We start from the raw sequence: 18,250 nt of genomic DNA on the forward strand, positions 1-18,250 counted from the left end.
GCTGACTCATGCCACCTCCCTCTTCTTCTCGGAACGGAAGCCTTCCAGCACTATCATGGCGGCGCCGATGAAGATGAAGCTGTCGGCCAGGTTGAACGCCGGCCAATGGGAACGCTGCCAGTAGAAGTCGAGGAAGTCGACCACGTGGCCAAGCACCAGCCGATCAAACACGTTGCCAAGGGCCCCGCCGATGATGAGCGAATAGGCGATGCCGCTCCAGCGCTGGGTAACCGACTGCTTGCGCAGCCAGTGGATCAGCAGCCCGCAGATGGCAAACGCCAGCACGGCGAAGAACCAGCGCTGCCAGCCCCCCTGATCGGCCAGGAAGCTGAACGCCGCACCCTTGTTGTAGACGTGCACCAGATTGAAGAAGGGGGTGATCTCCACCCCCGGATAGCCAAACGGCAGCAGCTTGACCACGGCGAGCTTGCTCGCCTGGTCCAGTACGAATGCCAGCACCGCCAGCCACAGCCAACGCAGGCCGCTCTTGTTATGAGTCATGTTCATCAGGCAAATTGACGTGTTTCGCCGTCACCCTCGACGTTGGTGACGCAGCGGCCACAGATCTCTTCGTGACCGGCTATGGTGCCCACGTCTTCCACATGGTGCCAGCAGCGGTCGCACTTGGCGGCGGCGGACTGGGCCACGCTCAGCCAGAGGTCATCGCGCTCGGTCGCAACGGAACCTTCCGGTGCACTGTCAGCGATCACGACCTTGGCCTTGGAGGTGAGCAGCACGAAGCGCAGCTCGTCAGCCAGGGCATTCAGACGCTCGGCCAGCGCAGGCTTGGCGAACAGGGTCAGTTCGGCCTGCAGGGAGCCGCCGATGCGCTTCTCGCCACGGGCCGCTTCCAGCGCCTTGTTCACTTCACCGCGCACGGTCAGGATCTCGGCCCAGAAGGCATCGCCCATCTGCTCGCCGGCATCCAGCCCGAACAGGCCGTCATACCACTCCTCGGTGAACACGAACTCGCTGCGCTCACCCGGCAACAGGGCCCAGATCTCGTCGGCGGTGAAGCTCATGATAGGCGCCATCCAGCGCACCATGGCTTCCACTATGTGATACAGAGCTGTCTGGCAGGAGCGACGAGCCAGGCTATCTGCCTTGGCGGTGTACTGACGATCCTTGATGACGTCCAGGTAGAAGGAACCCATCTCGATGGAGCAGAACTGCATCAGCTTCTGGGTCACGCCGTGGAAGTTGTACTCGTCGAATGCCGTCACTATCTCGGCCTGTACCGCCTTGGCACGACCCACGGCCCAGCGATCCACCACCACCATGTCAGCCGGAGCCACCATGTCGGTTGCCGGATTGAAGCCGTTCAGGTTGGCCAGCAGGAAACGGGCTGTGTTGCGGATGCGGCGATAGGCATCGGCAGAGCGCTTGAGGATCTCGTCGGAGACAGTCATCTCGCCGGTGTAATCGGTACTGGCGACCCACAGACGCAGGATGTCGGCACCCAGCTTGTTCATCACGTCCTGCGGGCTGACCACGTTGCCGATGGACTTGGACATCTTGCGACCCTGACCATCCACGGTGAAGCCGTGAGTCAGCACCTGGTTGTAGGGCGCCTTGTCTTTCATGGCCACGCCGATCATCAGGGAGGACATGAACCAGCCACGGTGCTGGTCGGAACCTTCCAGATAGAGGTCGGCGGAGTGACCGTTGAACTCGGGACGGGCATCGACCACTGATGAGTGGGTCGAGCCTGAGTCAAACCAGACGTCCAGGGTGTCGGGCACCTTGTCGTACAGGTCGGCGTCGCTGCCCAGCAGCTCGGCCTTGTCCAGATCCCACCAGGCCTGGATGCCGGCCTGCTCGACCCGCTTGGCCACTTCATGCATCAGGCGCACGGATTCCGGGTGCAGTTGCTGAGTCTCCTTGTGAACGAACAGGGAGATGGGCACGCCCCAGGTGCGCTGACGGGAGATGCACCAGTCAGGACGGTTCTCGACCATGGCCTGGATGCGGTTCTTGCCCCAGGCCGGTACCCAGCCGCTCTGGCCGTGCTGGGTGATCCCGTCTTTCTCGATGCGCTCGATCTCTTCCAGCGCGCGCTTGCGCAGACCCTTCTGTTCCATGCTGATGAACCACTGCGGGGTGGCACGGAAGATGATCGGGGTCTTGTGACGCCAGCAGTGCGGGTAGGAGTGGTTGAACACCATGTGGTGCAGCAGGGCGCCACGCTCGTTCAGCACCTCGACCACGGCCGCATTGGCCTTGAACACGTGCTGGCCGGCAAACAGTTCGGTATCCGGCAGGTAAACGCCGTTGCTGCCAACCGGGTTGGCCACTTCCAGACCGTACTTCTGACCGACCACAAAGTCTTCCTGACCGTGGCCAGGGGCGGTGTGAACGGCGCCGGTACCGGCATCCAGGGTGACGTGATCACCCAGCACCACAGGCACGTCGAAGCTGTAGAAGGGGTGGTTGAAGCGCAGCAGCTCGAGCGCAGCACCCTTGGCATAACCCAGGTTGTGGAACTGCTCGATACCGGCGCGGTCCATCACGTCCTTGACCAGGTCGGCCGCCAGGATCAGGCGCTCCGGATGCTCGCCATCCACCTGCACCAGGGCATAGTCCAGATCGGCGTGCATGGCGACGCCACGGTTAGCCGGCAGGGTCCAGGGGGTGGTGGTCCAGATCACCACGGAGAGCGGGCCCTTGCCGGTGTGGCCTTCGGCGCAATCAAACTTGGCGGCAACAGCAGCCTCGTCGACGGCCTTGAAACGCACGTCGATGGAGGGGGAGTTCTTGTCGTAGTACTCAACCTCGGCTTCAGCCAGGGCGGAGCCACAGTCGGTACACCAGTGCACCGGCTTGGAACCTTTGTGCAGGTGGCCGTTTTCGACGATCTTGGCCATGGAGCGGATGATGTTGGCTTCGGTGCCAAAATCCATGGTCAGGTAGGGATGTTCCCAGTCACCCAGCACGCCCAGACGGATGAAGTCGGTCTTCTGCGCTTCGATCTGGGTCTTGGCATATTTGCGGCACTCGGCGCGGAACTCGGCGGCGGAAACCTTCTCGCCCGGCTTGCCGACCATACCTTCCACTTTCAGCTCTATGGGCAGACCGTGGCAATCCCAGCCGGGCACATAGGGAGAATCGAAGCCGGAGAGGCCCTTGGACTTGATGATGACATCTTTCAGGATCTTGTTGACCGAGTGACCGATGTGAATGCTGCCGTTCGCGTAGGGAGGGCCATCATGCAGAATGAAGGAGGGCTTGCCCGCTTTGGCGCGGCGAATGGCGCCGTAAAGATCCTGATCGTACCAACGTTTCAGCATGTTGGGTTCGCGTTTGGCCAGATCGCCACGCATCGGAAACTCGGTTTCCGGAAGATTCAGGGTATGTTTATAGTCGCTCATCAGTCCTGGGTTCCCTTCTTTTCTAAAAGAGTGCTGGGTAAATTGAATGGTGGCAGCCCGAACCAGGCTCGGGCCGCCAGGGCATCTCGTTCGATCTGCTCTTTCAAGGCGGTGAAAGAGGCAAACTTCTGCTCTTCGCGCAGCTTGTGGCGAAGCAGCACCTTGACCTGTTGACCATATAGATCGCCAGAAAAATCAAATAGATGTACTTCCAATCTGGCTTGTGTACCGCTCAAGGTCGGCCGTACACCCACATTGGCGACACCGGGGAAGGTCTTGCCGGAACATACCACTTCCACCGCGAACACGCCACCGACCGGGATCACCTGGCGTTTGAGCGCCAGATTGGCGGTGGGAAAACCTATGGTGCGGCCCAGCTTGTCACCGTGGGCCACCCGGCCACTGATGGTATAGGGGCGACCGAGCATCAGCTCCACCTCCGCCATCCGGCCGGCTTTGAGGGCCTCGCGCACTAGCGTGCTGCTGACCCGCTGGCGTTCGAGCTGGAAGCTCTGGGTGCTGATCACCTCGAAACCGAAGCGCTGCCCCGCAGCCTCCAGCAACTGGAAGTCCCCTTCCCGCCCCTTGCCGAAGCGAAAATCATCGCCGACCACCAGATAGTGCACGCCGAGCTTATCCACCAGCAGCTGCTCGATGAAGGTGGCGGCGGACTGTTCGGCGAAGCGATAGTTGAAGCGCACGCAGAGCATGCGATCGAGCTGCATGCCCCTGAGCGCCTCGTACTTCTCCCGCAGCCGACTGAGGCGGGCAGGCGCTTCGCTACCTGCAAACAGCTCAAGGGGCTGGGGTTCGAACAGCATGACGCAGGCGGGCAGGCCGAGTTGGACGGCTTTTTCCTGCAGGCGTGCCAGCACGGCATGGTGACCCTGATGGACCCCATCAAAGTTGCCTATGGTCAATACACACCCCCGGTGACGGGGCTTGATATTGTGAATACCGCGAATAAGCTCCATCAGTGCCTTGTGCGTTGCTGCCATGGAAATCGGCGGATTATATATCAGCCAGCAGGCAGGGTCAGCCCTCATGGCCCGATTTCAGGCATCCGGGTCAAATTCCGAATGCCCAGCGCCATCAGAGCCACCCCTTGCAAGTTTCACCCGCCCATGGCGGCAGTGTCACTGCGGCTACTGACCCGATCTCAGGTGTCTTGGCCGAATGCCCAGCGCCAGCAGTATGACGCCATACAGGGCCCCGCCCAGACAGAGCAACATGGTCAGCTGCATGCTGGCCTTGCCCATGCCCCAGGCGCCCCATTGCGCGAGATCCGGCGACAGGTAGCCAAGCAGCCCCCCCATCAGCACGGTCGCCACCAGCAGCTTGAGGCAGAAAATCCCGGTATGGCGGGATGGACGGTAGACCGACTGCTGATACAAGCCCTTGAACAGCAAGGCCGCATTCAAGGTGCCCGAGCAGGCGGTCGACAGCGCCAGCCCCACATAGCCGAGCGGGAAGATGAAGATGAGGTTGCACACCATGTTGGCCACCATGGACATCACCCCGATCCGCACCGGCGTCTTGGTATCCTGGCGGGCGTAGTAGCCCGGCGCCAGCACCTTGATCAGCATCAGGGAGAGCAGGCCCGTGGTGGAGGCCAGCAGGCTGGCACTGGACATGCTCACCTCATGCATGCCGAACTCGCCGCGCATGAAGAGCACTCGCAGTATGGGCTCGCGCAACACGGCTATCCCCACCATGGCCGGCAGGCCGAGCAGCATCACCATGCGTACCCCCCAGTCCATGGTACGGGCGAAGTCGGCCGGATCCTCATCCACGTGCTTCTTGGCCAGCGCAGGCAGGATCACTGTACTGATGGCCACCGCAAACAGGCCGAGGGGAAACTCCAGCAGCCGATCCGAGTAATAGAGATAGCTGATGGCGCCGGTGGCGAGGAAGGAGGCAAGCATGGTGTTGATCAGCAAGTTGATCTGGCTGACCGAGACGCCAAACAGCGCCGGGATCATCAGGGTGCGGATCTTGATCACCCCGGGATGATGCCAACCCCACTTGGGCCACACCAGCATGTTGATCTGGCGCAGGAAGGGATACTGGAACAGGAACTGCACCAGACCGCCGAGGAAGACACCGATGGCGAGTGCTATCTCTGGCCGCTGCATCAAGGGTGCTATCCACCAGGCCGCCGCTATCATGGTGAGGTTGAGAAACACAGGCGTAAACGAGGAGACCGCAAAGCGGCCAAAGGTGTTGAGTATGGCCCCCGCCATGGCGGTGAAGGTGATGAACCAGAGGTAAGGGAAGGTGATTTTGAGCATCAGGCTGGCCAGCTCGAACTTCTCGGCCGCCGGCCCGCCATGCAGCCAGTCCCAGAACCAGCCCCAGCCAAACAGGGCCGTCAGCACGCCCGAGCCCAGCACCCCGAGCAGGGTAACGACGGTGACTATGCCACCGAGCGTACCCGCCACGGCGGCCAGCAATTCGCGCACCTCGCGCTCGTCGCCTTTCTTCTTGTACTCCGTCATCACGGGAACAAACGCCTGGTTGAAGGCTCCTTCGGCGAACAGCCGGCGCAGGAAGTTGGGAATGCGGTTGGCAAAGAAGAAGACGTCTGCGGCCACCCCGGCGCCGAGCAGATTGGCGATGACCACATCGCGAACCAAGCCCATCACACGGGACGCCAGCGTCATTGCGGACACTATCATGCCGGATTTGATCAATTTCTTACTCAAGACAAAGCCTCTGGAACTGTCAGAATGGAAAGAATGCTGGTAGAATCGGCCGACAGTTTAACCGCCTCCCAACAGACACACCACCGGGGGGCGGTGTTTATTTGCACAAATCATTTGACAATATGTGGTTGAGAAGGCATATTTCCGGGCCTTTTCAATACACTCGCTAAGACAGTTTTAGGAGTTTTACCTTGGCTAATATCAAATCTGCTAAGAAGCGCGCGATTCAGTCAGAGAAACGTCGTCAACACAACGCCAGCCGTCGTTCAATGACCCGTACCTATCTGAAGAAAGTAATTGCTGCCATCGCTTCTGGCGACAAAGCTGCTGCCGTTGCTGCTTTTGCTACCGCTCAGCCGATCATGGATCGCATGGCTACCAAAGGCCTGATCCACAAGAACAAAGCTGCTCGTCACAAGAGCCGCCTGTCTGCCCAGATCAAAGCTATGGCTTAATCAGCTTCGGCTGTATAAAGCTAAAAAAACCGGCCTCAGTGCCGGTTTTTATTTATCTGCGCTGCAGTAAAGCTTGTGCAGCAGGGCAATCATTTCGCGCACCTCGTGGCTGCGCAGCGAATAGTAGACCGTCTGGGCCTCTTTTCGCGTCTCCACCAACTCATCCCGCCGAAGCACGGCCAAGTGCTGCGACAAGGCTGACTGGCTCAATCCGAGCACCTCGTTGAGCTCCCCCACCGACAGTTCCCGATCCTGCAGCTGGCACAGAATAAACAGTCGTCGTTCATTGGCCAGAGCCTTGAGCAGCGCCACAGCCCGGCTCGCATTCGCCTCCATCTCTTCCAGTTGCATCTCATCCCCTCTCGTCCGAGGCAAGAATCATACTCTGTGACCCGCTGATTTAAAATGCCAGGGTTGCCGGTTGAATCATGGTGAAGTCCTCCCGCCCGGCGAACAGGAAGGAGAAATCACTCTCGCATACCCGTTTTACCGCCGGATGCTGGATCATCCGCTCGGCGAAGATGACGTAATACTCCTCCATCAGATCCTGGGTCTCTCCGATCAGCATCACCTCCTCCCCTTCCAGGATCTCCTCCCGATAGATGGTGGGGGCCATGAAGATGCCCTGATTGAAGAAACCGAAGGCCTTCATCAGGGCCGCATCGTCGAACTCCCCGAGGATGCTGGGGGAGATGCCCTGCTGCTCGAACCACTGGGTCAGCTGGCGGCCCATGGCGGTACGGCGTCCCGGGATCAGCAGCTTGCGCTCCTCCAGACAGGCGGGAAAGGGCTTCTCGGGCAGCGGCGCCTTGCAGAAGAAGCTGACGCCACAACCGCCGAGCCGTTTGGAGAGCAGGCCCGCATGCTGGCTGGAGTCCACCGGGCAGTCGGAGAGGATCATGTCGAGCTTGTGCTCGCTCAGCTGCTCCAGCAGCAGCTCGTGGGTCGATTCGAAGCAGCGCAGGTGGATGGAGCCATCGTTGGGAATGACCGAGAGCAGTACCCGGCTGGCGAGGCGTTTGGAGAGTGCATCGGCGATGCCGACGTCGAACAGTATCTGGCTCTCCTTGCGGTAGTTGACGATATCCAGCATCTCGTAGGAGAGGCTGAACATCTTGTCGGCATAGCGGAATACCAGCTGGCCCAGCTCGGTGGCCTCGAGGGAGCGCCCCTTGCGCATCAGCAGCTTGCCGCCCAGGCGCTGCTCCAGCAGCTTGATCTGACCGGTGACAGTCTGCGGGGTTAAGAAGAGGGCTTCCGCCGCCTGGGTGACGGAGCCCTTCTTCTGAGTCATCCAAAAATAGTAAAGATGATTGTAGTTAAGGTGTGACATCCGATGGGGTTCCCGCGGTACGCGGACTCCGGTAGCAGCTGAGTTCAGCCGCCAGAATGTCATACATGTCGCTGATCGAGTCAACCTTGTTTGCGGTGAACTGCGTCTGCAGGTTGGCCTTGAGGCGTACCTTGTCAGGCATCCGCTCGCCGCAGTAGCGCTTGTTGGACTGCTTGACCCGCTCACCGGCCCGACTGCTCAGGGCCCGCTCGGCGAAGGTCTCACCGAATTGGGCCTTGGCCTGCTTGTCCCCCAGCATGACGGCGCTGTCGACCACCCCGTTGAGATAGGCGGAGCAGCTGCTTGATGCCGCATCCTGCTGACAATCTTCCAGACTGGCCGCCCAGAGCCCCGGGCTCGCCAGCATGACCAAGCCTATCACTCTTCTCATAACCCCTCCGTGCTTTGATCCGCCTCCCGGTTGGGGAGCGACATCCGCAGGGCGAGATAACCGACCACTGCCGCCAGGGTGGATCCCACCAGGATCCCGAGGCGCGAATAGCTGCCGTAATCCAATCCGCCGTGCTCGAACGCCAGCGATGCGATGAACATCGACATGGTAAAGCCGATGCCACACAGTATGCTGACCGCAAAAATCTGCTTGAAGTTGACCCCGCCCGGCAACTGGGCGATGCCCAGCTTGACCGCCAGCCAGCTGATGGTGAACACCCCGAGCGGCTTGCCCACGAACAGTCCCAGCATGATGCCAAGAGGAACAGGGCTCAGCAGGGACGACAGGCCTATCCCGTCCAGCGAAACCCCCGCATTGGCAAAGGCGAACAGCGGCAGTATCAGGTAGGCACTCCAGGGATGCAGCGAGTGCTCCAGATGCTTGAGCGGCGAGGCATAACGCTTGCCGTTGAGCGGTATCATGAAGCCCACTATGACGCCAGCCAGGGTCGCATGGACGCCGGACTTGAGCACAGCCACCCAGAGCACCAGCCCCACCAGCATGTAGAGGCCGATCCTGTCCTCCCCACGGCGATTCATCCACAGCAGGGTCAGGGTCGCCAGTATGCCGACCGCCAGCGCCGTCAGCGACAGCTGCTGGGTATAGAAGAGCGCGATGATGATGATGACACCCAGGTCGTCCATGATGGCCAGCGCCAGCAGGAACACCTTGAGGCTGACCGGCACCCGCTTGCCCAGCAGCGCCATCACCCCGAGGGCGAAGGCGATGTCGGTCGCGGCGGGGATAGCCCAGCCGGCGCGCGCCACTTCATCCGAGTAGTTGAAGAAGGCGTAGATGAGCGCGGGGGCCAGCATGCCGCCGACCGCGGCTATGGCCGGGAAGGTCGCCTGCACCCGGGAAGAGAGGGCCCCTTCCAGCATCTCGCGCTTGACCTCAAGCCCGACCAGCAGGAAGAAGATCGCCATGAAACCGTCGTTGATCCAGAGCAGCAACGGCTTGTTGATGTCGAGTGCGGCGATGCGCACCTGCACCGGCGTATCGAGGAATGCCTGATAGCCACCGGCCAGACCCGTGTTGGCCAATACCATCGCCAGTATGGCTGCCATGATCAGAATTATTCCGGAGGCGGCCTCCAGCTGCAGAAACTTCTTTATTACGTTGCTCATGGTTAAATTATCCACAGTATTACTTTGATTTGAGTCTATATCCCATAACAATTAATGGAAAATCGTTTCTTGCTGCTGAATACAACGAGAAAACCGAAGGCAAAATAGAAGGTGCCTGCTATAAGCAGGTTTTACTGCACTCAGGCCCCCTTGATGACGCAATCAATAAAATGAATTTTCAGTTATTTTTATGCATAAAAAAGGCGCCTCAAGGCGCCTTTTACATTAGATGGCGACGGGCGCCTTGATGCCGGGATGGGGGTCGTACCCCAGGATCTCGAAATCCTCGAACCTGTAGTCGAAGAGGGAGTCCGGCTTGCGCTTGATCGCCAGCTGCGGCAAGGGTCGTGGCTCGCGGGAGAGCTGCAGCGTGGTCTGCTCCATGTGATTGGAGTAGAGGTGCACATCACCGCCTGTCCAGACAAAATCGCCCACTTCCAGATCGCACTGCTGGGCCATCATGTGGGTCAGCAGGGCATAGCTGGCGATGTTGAACGGCAGGCCGAGGAACACATCACAGCTGCGCTGGTAGAGCTGGCAGGAGAGCTTGCCGTCCGCCACATAGAACTGGAAGAAGGCGTGGCAGGGAGCCAGCGCCATCTTGTCCAGTTCGCCCACGTTCCAGGCGGAGACTATGATGCGGCGAGAATCCGGATTGTGCTTGATGTCATCCACAGCCCGCTGGATCTGATCGATGACGGTGCCATCGGCCGCCGGCCAGGAGCGCCACTGGGCGCCATAGACAGGCCCCAGATCGCCATTCTCATCGGCCCACTCATCCCAGATGCTGACGCCGTGCTCTTTCAGATAGGCGGTGTTGGTATCGCCGTTGAGGAACCAGAGCAGCTCATGAATGATGGAGCGCAGGTGGCACTTCTTGGTGGTGACCAGCGGAAAGCCGTCCGCCAAGTTGAAGCGCATCTGGTGGCCGAACAGGGAGACGGTACCTGTGCCGGTGCGGTCGGATTTGACCGTGCCCTCATCCAGGATCTTCTGCATCAGGTCGAGATAAGCCCTCATTGCTTGGCCTCCTTCACGGCATCACCAAACATCCTCACACTCCCGCAGGTATCTTGTGGCAGGATCTTCTGTATAAGACCAAGATAGGCTCTCATTGCTTGGCCTCCTTCGCGGCGTTGCCGAACAGCTGAGGACGCTTGTAGGCGACCCAGATCATGATGGCACCGACGATGATCATCGGCATGGAGAGGATCTGGCCCATGCTGATCTCCTGGAAGTAGAGGCCCAGTTGGCTGTCCGGCTGGCGCACAAACTCCACCAGGAAGCGGAACAGACCGTAGAACAACAGGAACATGCCTGAGATGGCGCCACGGGGCGGGTTCTTGCGCCAGAACAGATTGAGGATGATGAACAGCACCACACCTTCCAGCGCGAACTGATAGAGCTGGGAAGGGTGACGCGGCTCAGGGCCAGCCTCGGGGAATATGATGGCCCAGGGCACATCGGTGACCCGGCCCCACAGCTCGCCGTTCAGGAAGTTGCCGATGCGACCCACGCCGAGGCCAAACGGGATCAGCGGTGCCACGAAGTCGGCCACGGTGAAGAAGTGGCGCTTGGTCTTGTGAGCGAACCAGATCATGGCGGTGATGACGCCGATCAGGCCACCGTGGAACGACATGCCGCCGGTCCAGATCTTGAACAGGTAGAGGGGATCGGCCAGGAACATGTCGAAGTTGTAGAACAGCACGTAACCGACCCGACCACCCAGGATCACCCCGAGGAAGCCGTAAAACAGCAGATCGGAGACCTCGTTGCGGGTCCAGCCGCTGTTCGGTGTATCGGCGCGACGCCCCGCCAACCACATGGCGAAGGCGAAACCAAACAGATACATGAGACCGTACCAGCGTACCGATAGTGGCCCCAAACTGAATGCTACAGGATCAACCTGCGAGAAAACCCAATATCCATCGTGCTGCATATGCGGCCCCAGTCATAAGAAAAGCCGCATTTTCCGATCATTCGTCAGCAGGGACAAGGCATGATTATCAATCAGTCTGTTTCGTTTTGTGACCGGCCCGCAGCAAACCGCCCAGACCGTGCTCTTCCAGGTAACGGGCGAACAGGCCGCGCAGCACGTGAGGATTGTCGTGCTTGAGGCCGTCGGCCATCAGCGCGGTCAGCTCGCTCAGGGTGGATTGACGCAGCACGTATTTGATCCTGGCAATGTTGTGGGTGTTCATGCTGAAGCGCCGATAGCCCATGGCCAGCAGCAAGAGCACGCCGACCGGATCACCGGCCAGCTCGCCGCACACGGAGACAGGTTTCTGGTAGCGATGGGAGGCATCGACCAGCAGTTGCAGGGCGCGGATCACCGCGGGATGGAAGGCATCGTAGATGTTGGCGACGCGGGCATTGTTGCGATCCACCGCCAGCAGGTACTGCGTCAGGTCATTGCTGCCCACCGACCAGAAGTCGATGAGCGGCGCCATCTCGGGCAGTATATAGAGAGCGGACGGCACCTCTATCATCACTCCCAGGCTGGGGTAGCGGATCACCGCATCGCGACTGGCCGCCTCTTCCGACACTTCTCGCCAGGCCTGATCCAGCAGCCGGCGGGAGGCCCTGATTTCGCTGACGCTGCTGATCATCGGCAGCATGATGGCCAGGTTGTCCAGCCCCTCGCTGGCCCGCAGCATGGCCTTGAGCTGGACCAGGAACAGTTCGGGGTGATCCAGGGTGAGCCGGATCCCCCGCCAGCCAAGGAAGGGATTTTCCTCGACGATGGGGAAATAGGGCAGCTGCTTGTCGCCCCCCACGTCCAGCGTGCGCATGCAGACAGGACGATTGCGATAGGTTTCCAGGATGCCGCGATAGCGCGCCGTCTGCTCCCACTCGGAGGGGAAGCTGTCCTGCAGCATGAAGGGGATCTCGGTGCGATAGAGCCCGACCCCGTCCGCCAGATGATTGAGGGAGATCTCGGTGTCGGCGCTCAGTCCCGCGTTGAGCAGCAAGGAGACAGGAGTACCGTCGGCAGTTTCCGATGGCTGGTTGTCGACGCTGCGCACCAGGGTATCGAGCGCCCGCTCCTCGTTGAGCAGTTGCCGATACTCGGTCAGGATCACCTGATTGGGCTCGATGAATAGATCGCCGCTGTAGCCGTCGACCACCAGCATGCGACCGCCTATGTCGCCGAGCGGCAGATCCACCCCCATGATGGCCGCCACCCCCATGGCACGGGCCAAAATGGCGGCGTGGGAGTTGGTGCCCCCCTTGAGGGAGACAACCCCGGTCAGGAATTCCCGCGGCACCTCGGCGAGTATGGTGGCCGTCACCTCGTCGGCGACCAGCACCACGGGCTCGCCGACCGTGATGTGCTCCGGTTCATTCTGCACCAGCCGGCTGATGAGCCGCTGGGCTATGTCCTTCACATCGGTGGAGCGCTCCTGCAGGTAGGGATCCTTCATCCCCTTGAACTGATCGATCAGCCGGTCGCTGATGAGCTTGACCGCCGACACGGCCGTCCAGTGCTCCTTGCTCACCTTGTTGCGGATGGGCTTGATGTAACCGGGATCGTTGAGCAGATGCAGATAGATGTCGAAGATGGCGACCGAATCCTGGCTGTAGCTCTCGCGAAACCGCAGCGCCAGACTCTCCAGATCGTGGCGTACCTCTTCCACCGCCACATTCAGCCGCTCCAGCTGCTTGGCGTGCTCCTCGTCCTTGCGCGGGGTGATGGAGCTGAGCTCCTTGCGGGGCCGCCACACCCAGGCCTTGGCCATGGCAATGCCGCTGGCCCCGGCGATGCCGCGCAGCGGCTTGCTCCAGTCGGTCTTCTGCAACCAGCCCTTGGCCTGCGCCTGGGCGATGCGGGCCGCCAGCTGGGCCGCCAGCGTGACCATGAAGGACTCCTCCCCCTCATCGAAGAGGCGACTGTCCTTCTGCTGCACCACCAGAATGCCCACCACCTGGCGCTGATGCATGATGGGGGCGCCAAGGAAAGAGCGAAACGCCTCTTCGGCGACATCGGGCAGGAATTTGAAACTGGGATGGGAGGGGGCATCGGCCAGGTTGATCAGCTCTTCGCGCTGACCCACCAGACCGACTATGCCCTGCTCGAATGGCAGGGTCGCCTTGCCCACCGCCGACTCGGCCAGACCATCGGTCGCGGCAAGCCGGTAGCGGCGCATGTCCGGTTCAGAAACATAAACGGAACAGCAGTCCACCATCATGGCCAGCCGGGTCTGGCTGACCAATGCCTGCAGGGCCAGCTCCAGGGTGTTGGCTTCGGCCATGCTTTCGACGATGCGTCTGAGTTCCGTCAGCAACTAGGTGTGCTCCTTAGCGAGAGCGGTTGCGCCGCCCATCTTTCCGATTAACTTGCACCACAGGCACTGGCATCGCCAGCGGAGCAAACTCCTTCATCACCCGTCGATAGACTTCTCGCTTGAAGGAGACAACCTGGCGTACCGGATACCAGAAGCTGACCCAACGCCAATCATCAAACTCGGGGTGACCATGACAGCCGAACTGGATCCTGGACTCCCTGCCCGGATCCAGCTGTAGCAAGAACCATTTTTGTTTTTGGCCAATACAGACCGGTGAACTGTCCCAACGAACAAGGCGTTTTGGCAAGCGGTACTTCAGCCAGTTGCGACTGGTGGCCATGATGGTCACATCCTCGGGCTTGAGGCCTATCTCCTCATACAGCTCACGATACATGGCCTGCTCAGGCGTCTCACCGTCATCAACCCCCCCCTGCGGAAACTGCCAGGAGTGCTGCCCATAGCGCTTAGCCCACAATACTTGCCCGTCACGGTTACAGATCACGATTCCGACATTGGGACGAAACCCGTCGCCATCTATCACGTGATCACCTTATAAAGGCTGAATCTATAAGGAGATTGTTCCACATTCACCCCGTGGCAGCAAACAAGGACTGCAATCCCCCACTCATGAATAACTTTCAATTTCAAGCCGACTTATAAACAAACCCGAGGATCAAGCCCCGCAAGTTGCCCACCCAGACTGTGCATAAGCCTGTGAGCAAGCGGGTATATACAGTAGTTTTATTTATCTGCTCTACCCAGGGCATCAGCATACAGCATGGCAATAAAAACTAAATATGTATTTAAATACATAGTGTTAAATGCAGAGTGCTGGATCAAGATCCATGTCTTTCCCGGCCGGAGATCCGGGATCCCGATTGTGAACAAGTTCGGCTGCTCAAAGATCCACCACGGCTAATTTATCCACAGGAGTGGCACACTATCTGCCCTGTCATCACAGCAAAAATCGGTGCAGTTTCACATTTTTTTGTAACAACACCCCGACTATCACCACTTTGAGCCAGTTATCCAAGATTTCTGTGGATAACTGTGTGCAACAGCATGAGCAAACCCTTGGACAACTATTTCAAGTCGGGATCCTGCGTGGGAAAGATCGGCGCAACAAAGACAAATCCGTTAAAAATCATTATGATAAGTGCTTACACACAAAACTGCCCCCCCTGTGCAACCCCTCGGCAGGATCGGTTATAAAAACAACGATCCTCACCAGGGATCAGACTTGCTAGAATAATCCCCCTTTACAGGAGTCATTCATGACCACCCAGCCCCAGTCCGAGCAGGAGTTATTGAGCCGAGCCCATGCCATGGCGGGCTTCACGCTGGCACAGCTGGCTGCCGATGCCGGCCTTGCAGTCCCGCGGGATCTGAGGCGGGACAAGGGCTGGGTCGGCCAGTTGATCGAATGGCAACTGGGCGCCAGCGCCGGCAGCAAGCCGGAGCAGGACTTCCCCGAACTTGGCATAGAGCTCAAGACGATCCCCATAGATCCTCAGGGCAAACCACTGGAGACCACCTTCGTCTGCGTGGCGCCGCTGATCGGCGTCAGCGGCCAGCGCTGGGAGCAGTCGAACGTGCGCAACAAGCTCTCCCGGGTGCTCTGGATCCCGGTGGAGGGCAGCCGCGACATTCCCATAGGCGAGCGGCGGGTCGGCATGCCGCTGATGTGGAGCCCGAGTGAGGAGGAGGATCGGCTGCTGCGCCAGGACTGGGAGGAGCTGATGGACATGATAGTGCTGGGCGAGGTGGAGCAGATCAGCGCTCGCCACGGCCAGGTGATGCAACTGCGCCCCAAGGCCGCCAACAACAAGGCGCTGACCCGTGCCATCGGTCGCAATGGCCAGCCGATCCTGACCCTGCCACGGGGCTTTTACCTCAAGACAGGCTTCACCCACGGCCTGCTGCAACGCCACTTTGCCCTGCCCCTTTGATCTCCGTTATAAACATCCTTGTCATAAAGTGATATAAAAATAGCCAGAAGCCATTTCTTCGCAATCAATGACAAGGAGGCGTCATGCCGATCAACAAGCAATTCCTCAAGTCCCGTCCCGAGGTCAAGGTGACCTTCGCAGTGGAAAAAGTGGCCGCAGGTGAGGCTGAACAGGTACTGCTGCTGGGGGAATTCAGCCAGTGGCAACCCATAGAGCTCAAACGGATGAAGAGCGGAGAGTTCAGAACCACCCTCAACCTGCCCACCGATGGCCCCAGCCATTTCGAATACTGCTACCAACTGGTGCAACCGAACGGGGAGACTCACTACGATAACGACTGGGAAGCGGACGACTATGTGCCCGGCCCCTTCGGACGTGACAACTCAGTGGTGCGGGTCAGTCAGTAGGCGACGAGCAGAACACTGGCGCGTCTGGCCGGCATCCGAATTGCAGACACAAAAAAGGCTCGCCATTGGCGAGCCTTTTCACTACCTGTCGAGCTTTTCGCCGACATACCGACACCAATTCGAATCGAATTAGTTGAGCTTCTCTTTGATACGAGCAGCTTTGCCGGACAGGTTGCGCAGGTAGTACAGTTTGGCGCGGCGAACATCACCACGACGCTTCAGTTCTACACTGTGGATCAGCGGAGAGTGAGTCTGGAATACACGCTCAACACCTTCGCCGTTGGAGATCTTGCGAACGGTGAAAGCAGAGTGCAGACCGCGGTTACGCTTGGCAATAACGATGCCTTCGAAAGCCTGCAGACGCTCTTTACCACCTTCTTTAACACGAACTTGAACACGTACGGTGTCGCCCTGGGCAAAAGCCGGGATGTCGGTACGCAGTTGCTCTTGTTCAAGCTGCTGAATAATTTTGCTCATTGTCTTTCCTTACCTAGGATAAACTGAAAACTCTACTTAACGCTGTCACGCACTTCGCGGACATACTCGGCAAGAAGTGATTCTTGCTCGTCAGTCAGAGCTAGGTTGTTAATAAGTTCCGGCCTTCTTTGCCAGGTTCGTCCGAGCGACTGTTTGAGACGCCAGCGTCGAATCACTTCGTGATTGCCGCTTGTCAGCGCCTCTGGCACCGCCAATCCATCCAACAACTCCGGCCGAGTGTAGTGGGGATGATCCAGCAAGCCATCCGTGAAGGAGTCCTGCTCGGCACTGGCCTGATCGCCCAAAACCCCTGGGACCAGACGCGAAACCGCATCGATCAGGGTCATGGCAGGCAACTCGCCACCACTTAACACGTAATCCCCGATAGACCACTCTTCGTCGACTTCGGTTTGTATCACGCGTTCATCGATACCTTCGTATCGACCGGCTACCAGAATCAGTTTCTGACTCGTCGCCAACTCGGTTACGCCAGCTTGAGTCAGCTTGCGTCCCTGAGGAGAGAGATAGATGACTTTCGCCCCGTCTCCCGCCGCTTGCTTGGCTGCATGAATCGCGTCACGCAGCGGCTGAACCATCATCAACATGCCGGGCCCACCACCATAAGGACGATCGTCGACCGTACGGTGTTTGTCGTGGGTAAAGTCCCGGGGGTTCCAGCACTCAATCTGCAGCAGGCCACTCTTGACGGCCCGACCCGTTACCCCGTGCTCGGTAATGGCTCGGAACATTTCCGGGAAGAGGCTAATCACCCCAATCCACATAAGAAACCTCCGGCACTCGTGTTACCGCGGGAAACTAGAAACCAGGATCCCAATCAACTTCGATTGTTCGAGCAGTCAGATCAATATGCTTGATCACCTGCTCTTCCAGGAACGGAATCAACCGCTCCTTTGCACCAAAGGCATCTTTTACATTGGCCTCAACCACCAACACATCGTTGGAGCCGGTTTCCATCAATTCGGTCACCTTGCCCAGGTCGTATCCCTTGGTGGTCGATACCGAGCAACCAATCAGGTCACGCCAGTAGAACTCACCTTCAGGCAACGCAGGCAACAGATCGGCGGGAACACCAATCTCGACATTGGTCAATGCCAGGGCATCTTCACGCAGATCGATACCATCGATCTTGCAAATCAGACCCTTGTTGTGACGCTTCCAGGCCGAAACCTTGAGTTCACGCCACGCCCCGTTCTGATTAATCAGCCAGGGGTTGTAATCGAAAATCGCTTCGGCAACATCGGTGAAGGAGTTCACTTTAAGCCAGCCCTTGATGCCATAAACGGTACCCAGGGTGCCCAGAACTATAGGTTTTTCCACCTTAACTCCTTACCGTTTGGCTGATTAAGCAGCTTTGGCAGCGTCTTTGATCAGCTTGGCAACGCGGTCAGAAACAGCGGCACCAGTAGCAACCCAATGCTCGATACGAGCCAGGTCCAGGTTCAGCTTTTCGGCAGAACCAGAAGCAACCGGGTTGAAGAAACCAACGCGCTCGATGAAGCGACCGTCACGGGCGCAACGGCTGTCAGAAACTACTACCTGGTAAAACGGACGCTTTTTCGCGCCACCACGTTGTAAACGAATGGTTACCATATCGTCCTCATTAACATCTAATGAACAAGGCCCGCAAACACGCGGACCCTAGCTTAAAATAAGCCGCGTAATTCTACTTGG

Annotated in this window: 19 protein-coding genes; 3 read left to right on the top strand and 16 right to left on the bottom strand. The window is 59.0% G+C overall.

Annotated elements, in window-relative coordinates; translation table 11 throughout:
• Positions 1–6: 6 nt before the first annotated feature.
• The 4 genes from lspA to murJ all read right to left on the bottom strand — a co-directional run bounded on the left by lspA (position 7) and on the right by murJ (position 6,073).
• Entirely contained in the window at positions 7–507 is a 501-nt protein-coding gene (gene lspA / locus IU367_RS18425; RefSeq protein ID WP_043141560.1) for a signal peptidase II, read from the bottom strand.
• A complete protein-coding gene (gene ileS / locus IU367_RS18430) occupies positions 507–3,368 on the bottom strand; it encodes an isoleucine--tRNA ligase (protein ID WP_274452700.1) in 2,862 nt (953 codons plus the stop codon). Before ileS ends, lspA begins: the two co-directional genes overlap by 1 nt.
• Positions 3,368–4,342: a bifunctional riboflavin kinase/FAD synthetase gene (ribF, locus tag IU367_RS18435; RefSeq protein ID WP_274454399.1), complete on the bottom strand. Its 975-nt coding sequence runs from the start codon at positions 4,340–4,342 to the stop codon at positions 3,368–3,370. Before ribF ends, ileS begins: the two co-directional genes overlap by 1 nt.
• Positions 4,343–4,513: 171 nt before the next feature.
• On the bottom strand, positions 4,514–6,073 hold the full coding sequence (gene murJ / locus IU367_RS18440; protein ID WP_274452701.1) for a murein biosynthesis integral membrane protein MurJ: 1,560 nt from the start codon (positions 6,071–6,073) through the stop codon (positions 4,514–4,516).
• Positions 6,074–6,264: 191 nt separating this feature from the next.
• Between murJ and rpsT the strand changes: the two genes are divergently transcribed.
• Positions 6,265–6,528, top strand: a complete 264-nt coding sequence (gene rpsT, locus IU367_RS18445) for a 30S ribosomal protein S20 (protein WP_005892298.1) — start codon at positions 6,265–6,267, stop codon at positions 6,526–6,528.
• Positions 6,529–6,576: 48 nt separating this feature from the next.
• On the opposite strand, the gene IU367_RS18450 is transcribed toward rpsT, so the two are convergent.
• The 8 genes from IU367_RS18450 to rppH form a co-directional block, all read right to left on the bottom strand.
• Positions 6,577–6,879, bottom strand: a complete 303-nt coding sequence (locus tag IU367_RS18450; RefSeq protein WP_042869139.1) for an ArsR/SmtB family transcription factor — start codon at positions 6,877–6,879, stop codon at positions 6,577–6,579.
• 49 nt (positions 6,880–6,928) lie between these two features.
• Positions 6,929–7,861 carry a transcriptional activator NhaR gene (nhaR, locus tag IU367_RS18455; protein ID WP_043557518.1) on the bottom strand — a complete coding sequence of 311 codons (933 nt, stop codon included), beginning with the start codon at positions 7,859–7,861 and terminating at the stop codon, positions 6,929–6,931.
• Positions 7,848–8,228, bottom strand: coding sequence for a Rossmann-fold NAD(P)-binding domain-containing protein (locus tag IU367_RS18460; protein ID WP_274454400.1), 381 nt, complete (start codon positions 8,226–8,228; stop codon positions 7,848–7,850). Before IU367_RS18460 ends, nhaR begins: the two co-directional genes overlap by 14 nt.
• A gap of 20 nt (positions 8,229–8,248) precedes the next feature.
• The gene (gene nhaA / locus IU367_RS18465) at positions 8,249–9,439 is read right to left on the bottom strand and encodes a Na+/H+ antiporter NhaA (protein WP_042869135.1); all 1,191 of its coding nucleotides are present in this window, start codon (positions 9,437–9,439) and stop codon (positions 8,249–8,251) included.
• Positions 9,440–9,664: 225 nt separating this feature from the next.
• A complete protein-coding gene (gene thyA / locus IU367_RS18470; RefSeq protein ID WP_274452702.1) occupies positions 9,665–10,459 on the bottom strand; it encodes a thymidylate synthase in 795 nt (264 codons plus the stop codon).
• Between the two features lie 91 nt (positions 10,460–10,550).
• Positions 10,551–11,378 carry a prolipoprotein diacylglyceryl transferase gene (gene lgt / locus IU367_RS18475; protein ID WP_043141870.1) on the bottom strand — a complete coding sequence of 276 codons (828 nt, stop codon included), beginning with the start codon at positions 11,376–11,378 and terminating at the stop codon, positions 10,551–10,553.
• Between the two features lie 67 nt (positions 11,379–11,445).
• A complete protein-coding gene (ptsP, locus tag IU367_RS18480; RefSeq protein WP_241325743.1) occupies positions 11,446–13,725 on the bottom strand; it encodes a phosphoenolpyruvate--protein phosphotransferase in 2,280 nt (759 codons plus the stop codon).
• A gap of 13 nt (positions 13,726–13,738) precedes the next feature.
• On the bottom strand, positions 13,739–14,266 hold the full coding sequence (gene rppH, locus IU367_RS18485) for an RNA pyrophosphohydrolase (protein ID WP_043141866.1): 528 nt from the start codon (positions 14,264–14,266) through the stop codon (positions 13,739–13,741).
• A 733-nt stretch (positions 14,267–14,999) separates the two neighbouring features.
• Between rppH and mutH the strand changes: the two genes are divergently transcribed.
• Positions 15,000–15,674, top strand: a complete 675-nt coding sequence (gene mutH / locus IU367_RS18490; protein WP_103471609.1) for a DNA mismatch repair endonuclease MutH — start codon at positions 15,000–15,002, stop codon at positions 15,672–15,674.
• A gap of 83 nt (positions 15,675–15,757) precedes the next feature.
• A complete protein-coding gene (locus tag IU367_RS18495; protein WP_043141863.1) occupies positions 15,758–16,081 on the top strand; it encodes an isoamylase early set domain-containing protein in 324 nt (107 codons plus the stop codon).
• 129 nt (positions 16,082–16,210) lie between these two features.
• Here the strand turns inward: IU367_RS18495 and rplS are convergent, their stop codons facing one another.
• From rplS to rpsP, 4 genes are read right to left on the bottom strand one after another with little or no spacing between them, the layout of a single operon-like run.
• Positions 16,211–16,558, bottom strand: coding sequence for a 50S ribosomal protein L19 (gene rplS / locus IU367_RS18500; protein ID WP_005313505.1), 348 nt, complete (start codon positions 16,556–16,558; stop codon positions 16,211–16,213).
• 32 nt (positions 16,559–16,590) lie between these two features.
• The gene (trmD, locus tag IU367_RS18505; protein ID WP_042652118.1) at positions 16,591–17,340 is read right to left on the bottom strand and encodes a tRNA (guanosine(37)-N1)-methyltransferase TrmD; all 750 of its coding nucleotides are present in this window, start codon (positions 17,338–17,340) and stop codon (positions 16,591–16,593) included.
• 34 nt (positions 17,341–17,374) lie between these two features.
• The gene (gene rimM, locus IU367_RS18510; protein ID WP_043141859.1) at positions 17,375–17,896 is read right to left on the bottom strand and encodes a ribosome maturation factor RimM; all 522 of its coding nucleotides are present in this window, start codon (positions 17,894–17,896) and stop codon (positions 17,375–17,377) included.
• 24 nt (positions 17,897–17,920) lie between these two features.
• The gene (gene rpsP, locus IU367_RS18515) at positions 17,921–18,169 is read right to left on the bottom strand and encodes a 30S ribosomal protein S16 (protein WP_021141082.1); all 249 of its coding nucleotides are present in this window, start codon (positions 18,167–18,169) and stop codon (positions 17,921–17,923) included.
• Positions 18,170–18,250: the final 81 nt, after the last annotated feature.

Origin of the sequence: Aeromonas bestiarum, assembly GCF_028751155.1 — a bacterium.
GTDB lineage: Bacteria > Pseudomonadota > Gammaproteobacteria > Enterobacterales > Aeromonadaceae > Aeromonas > Aeromonas bestiarum.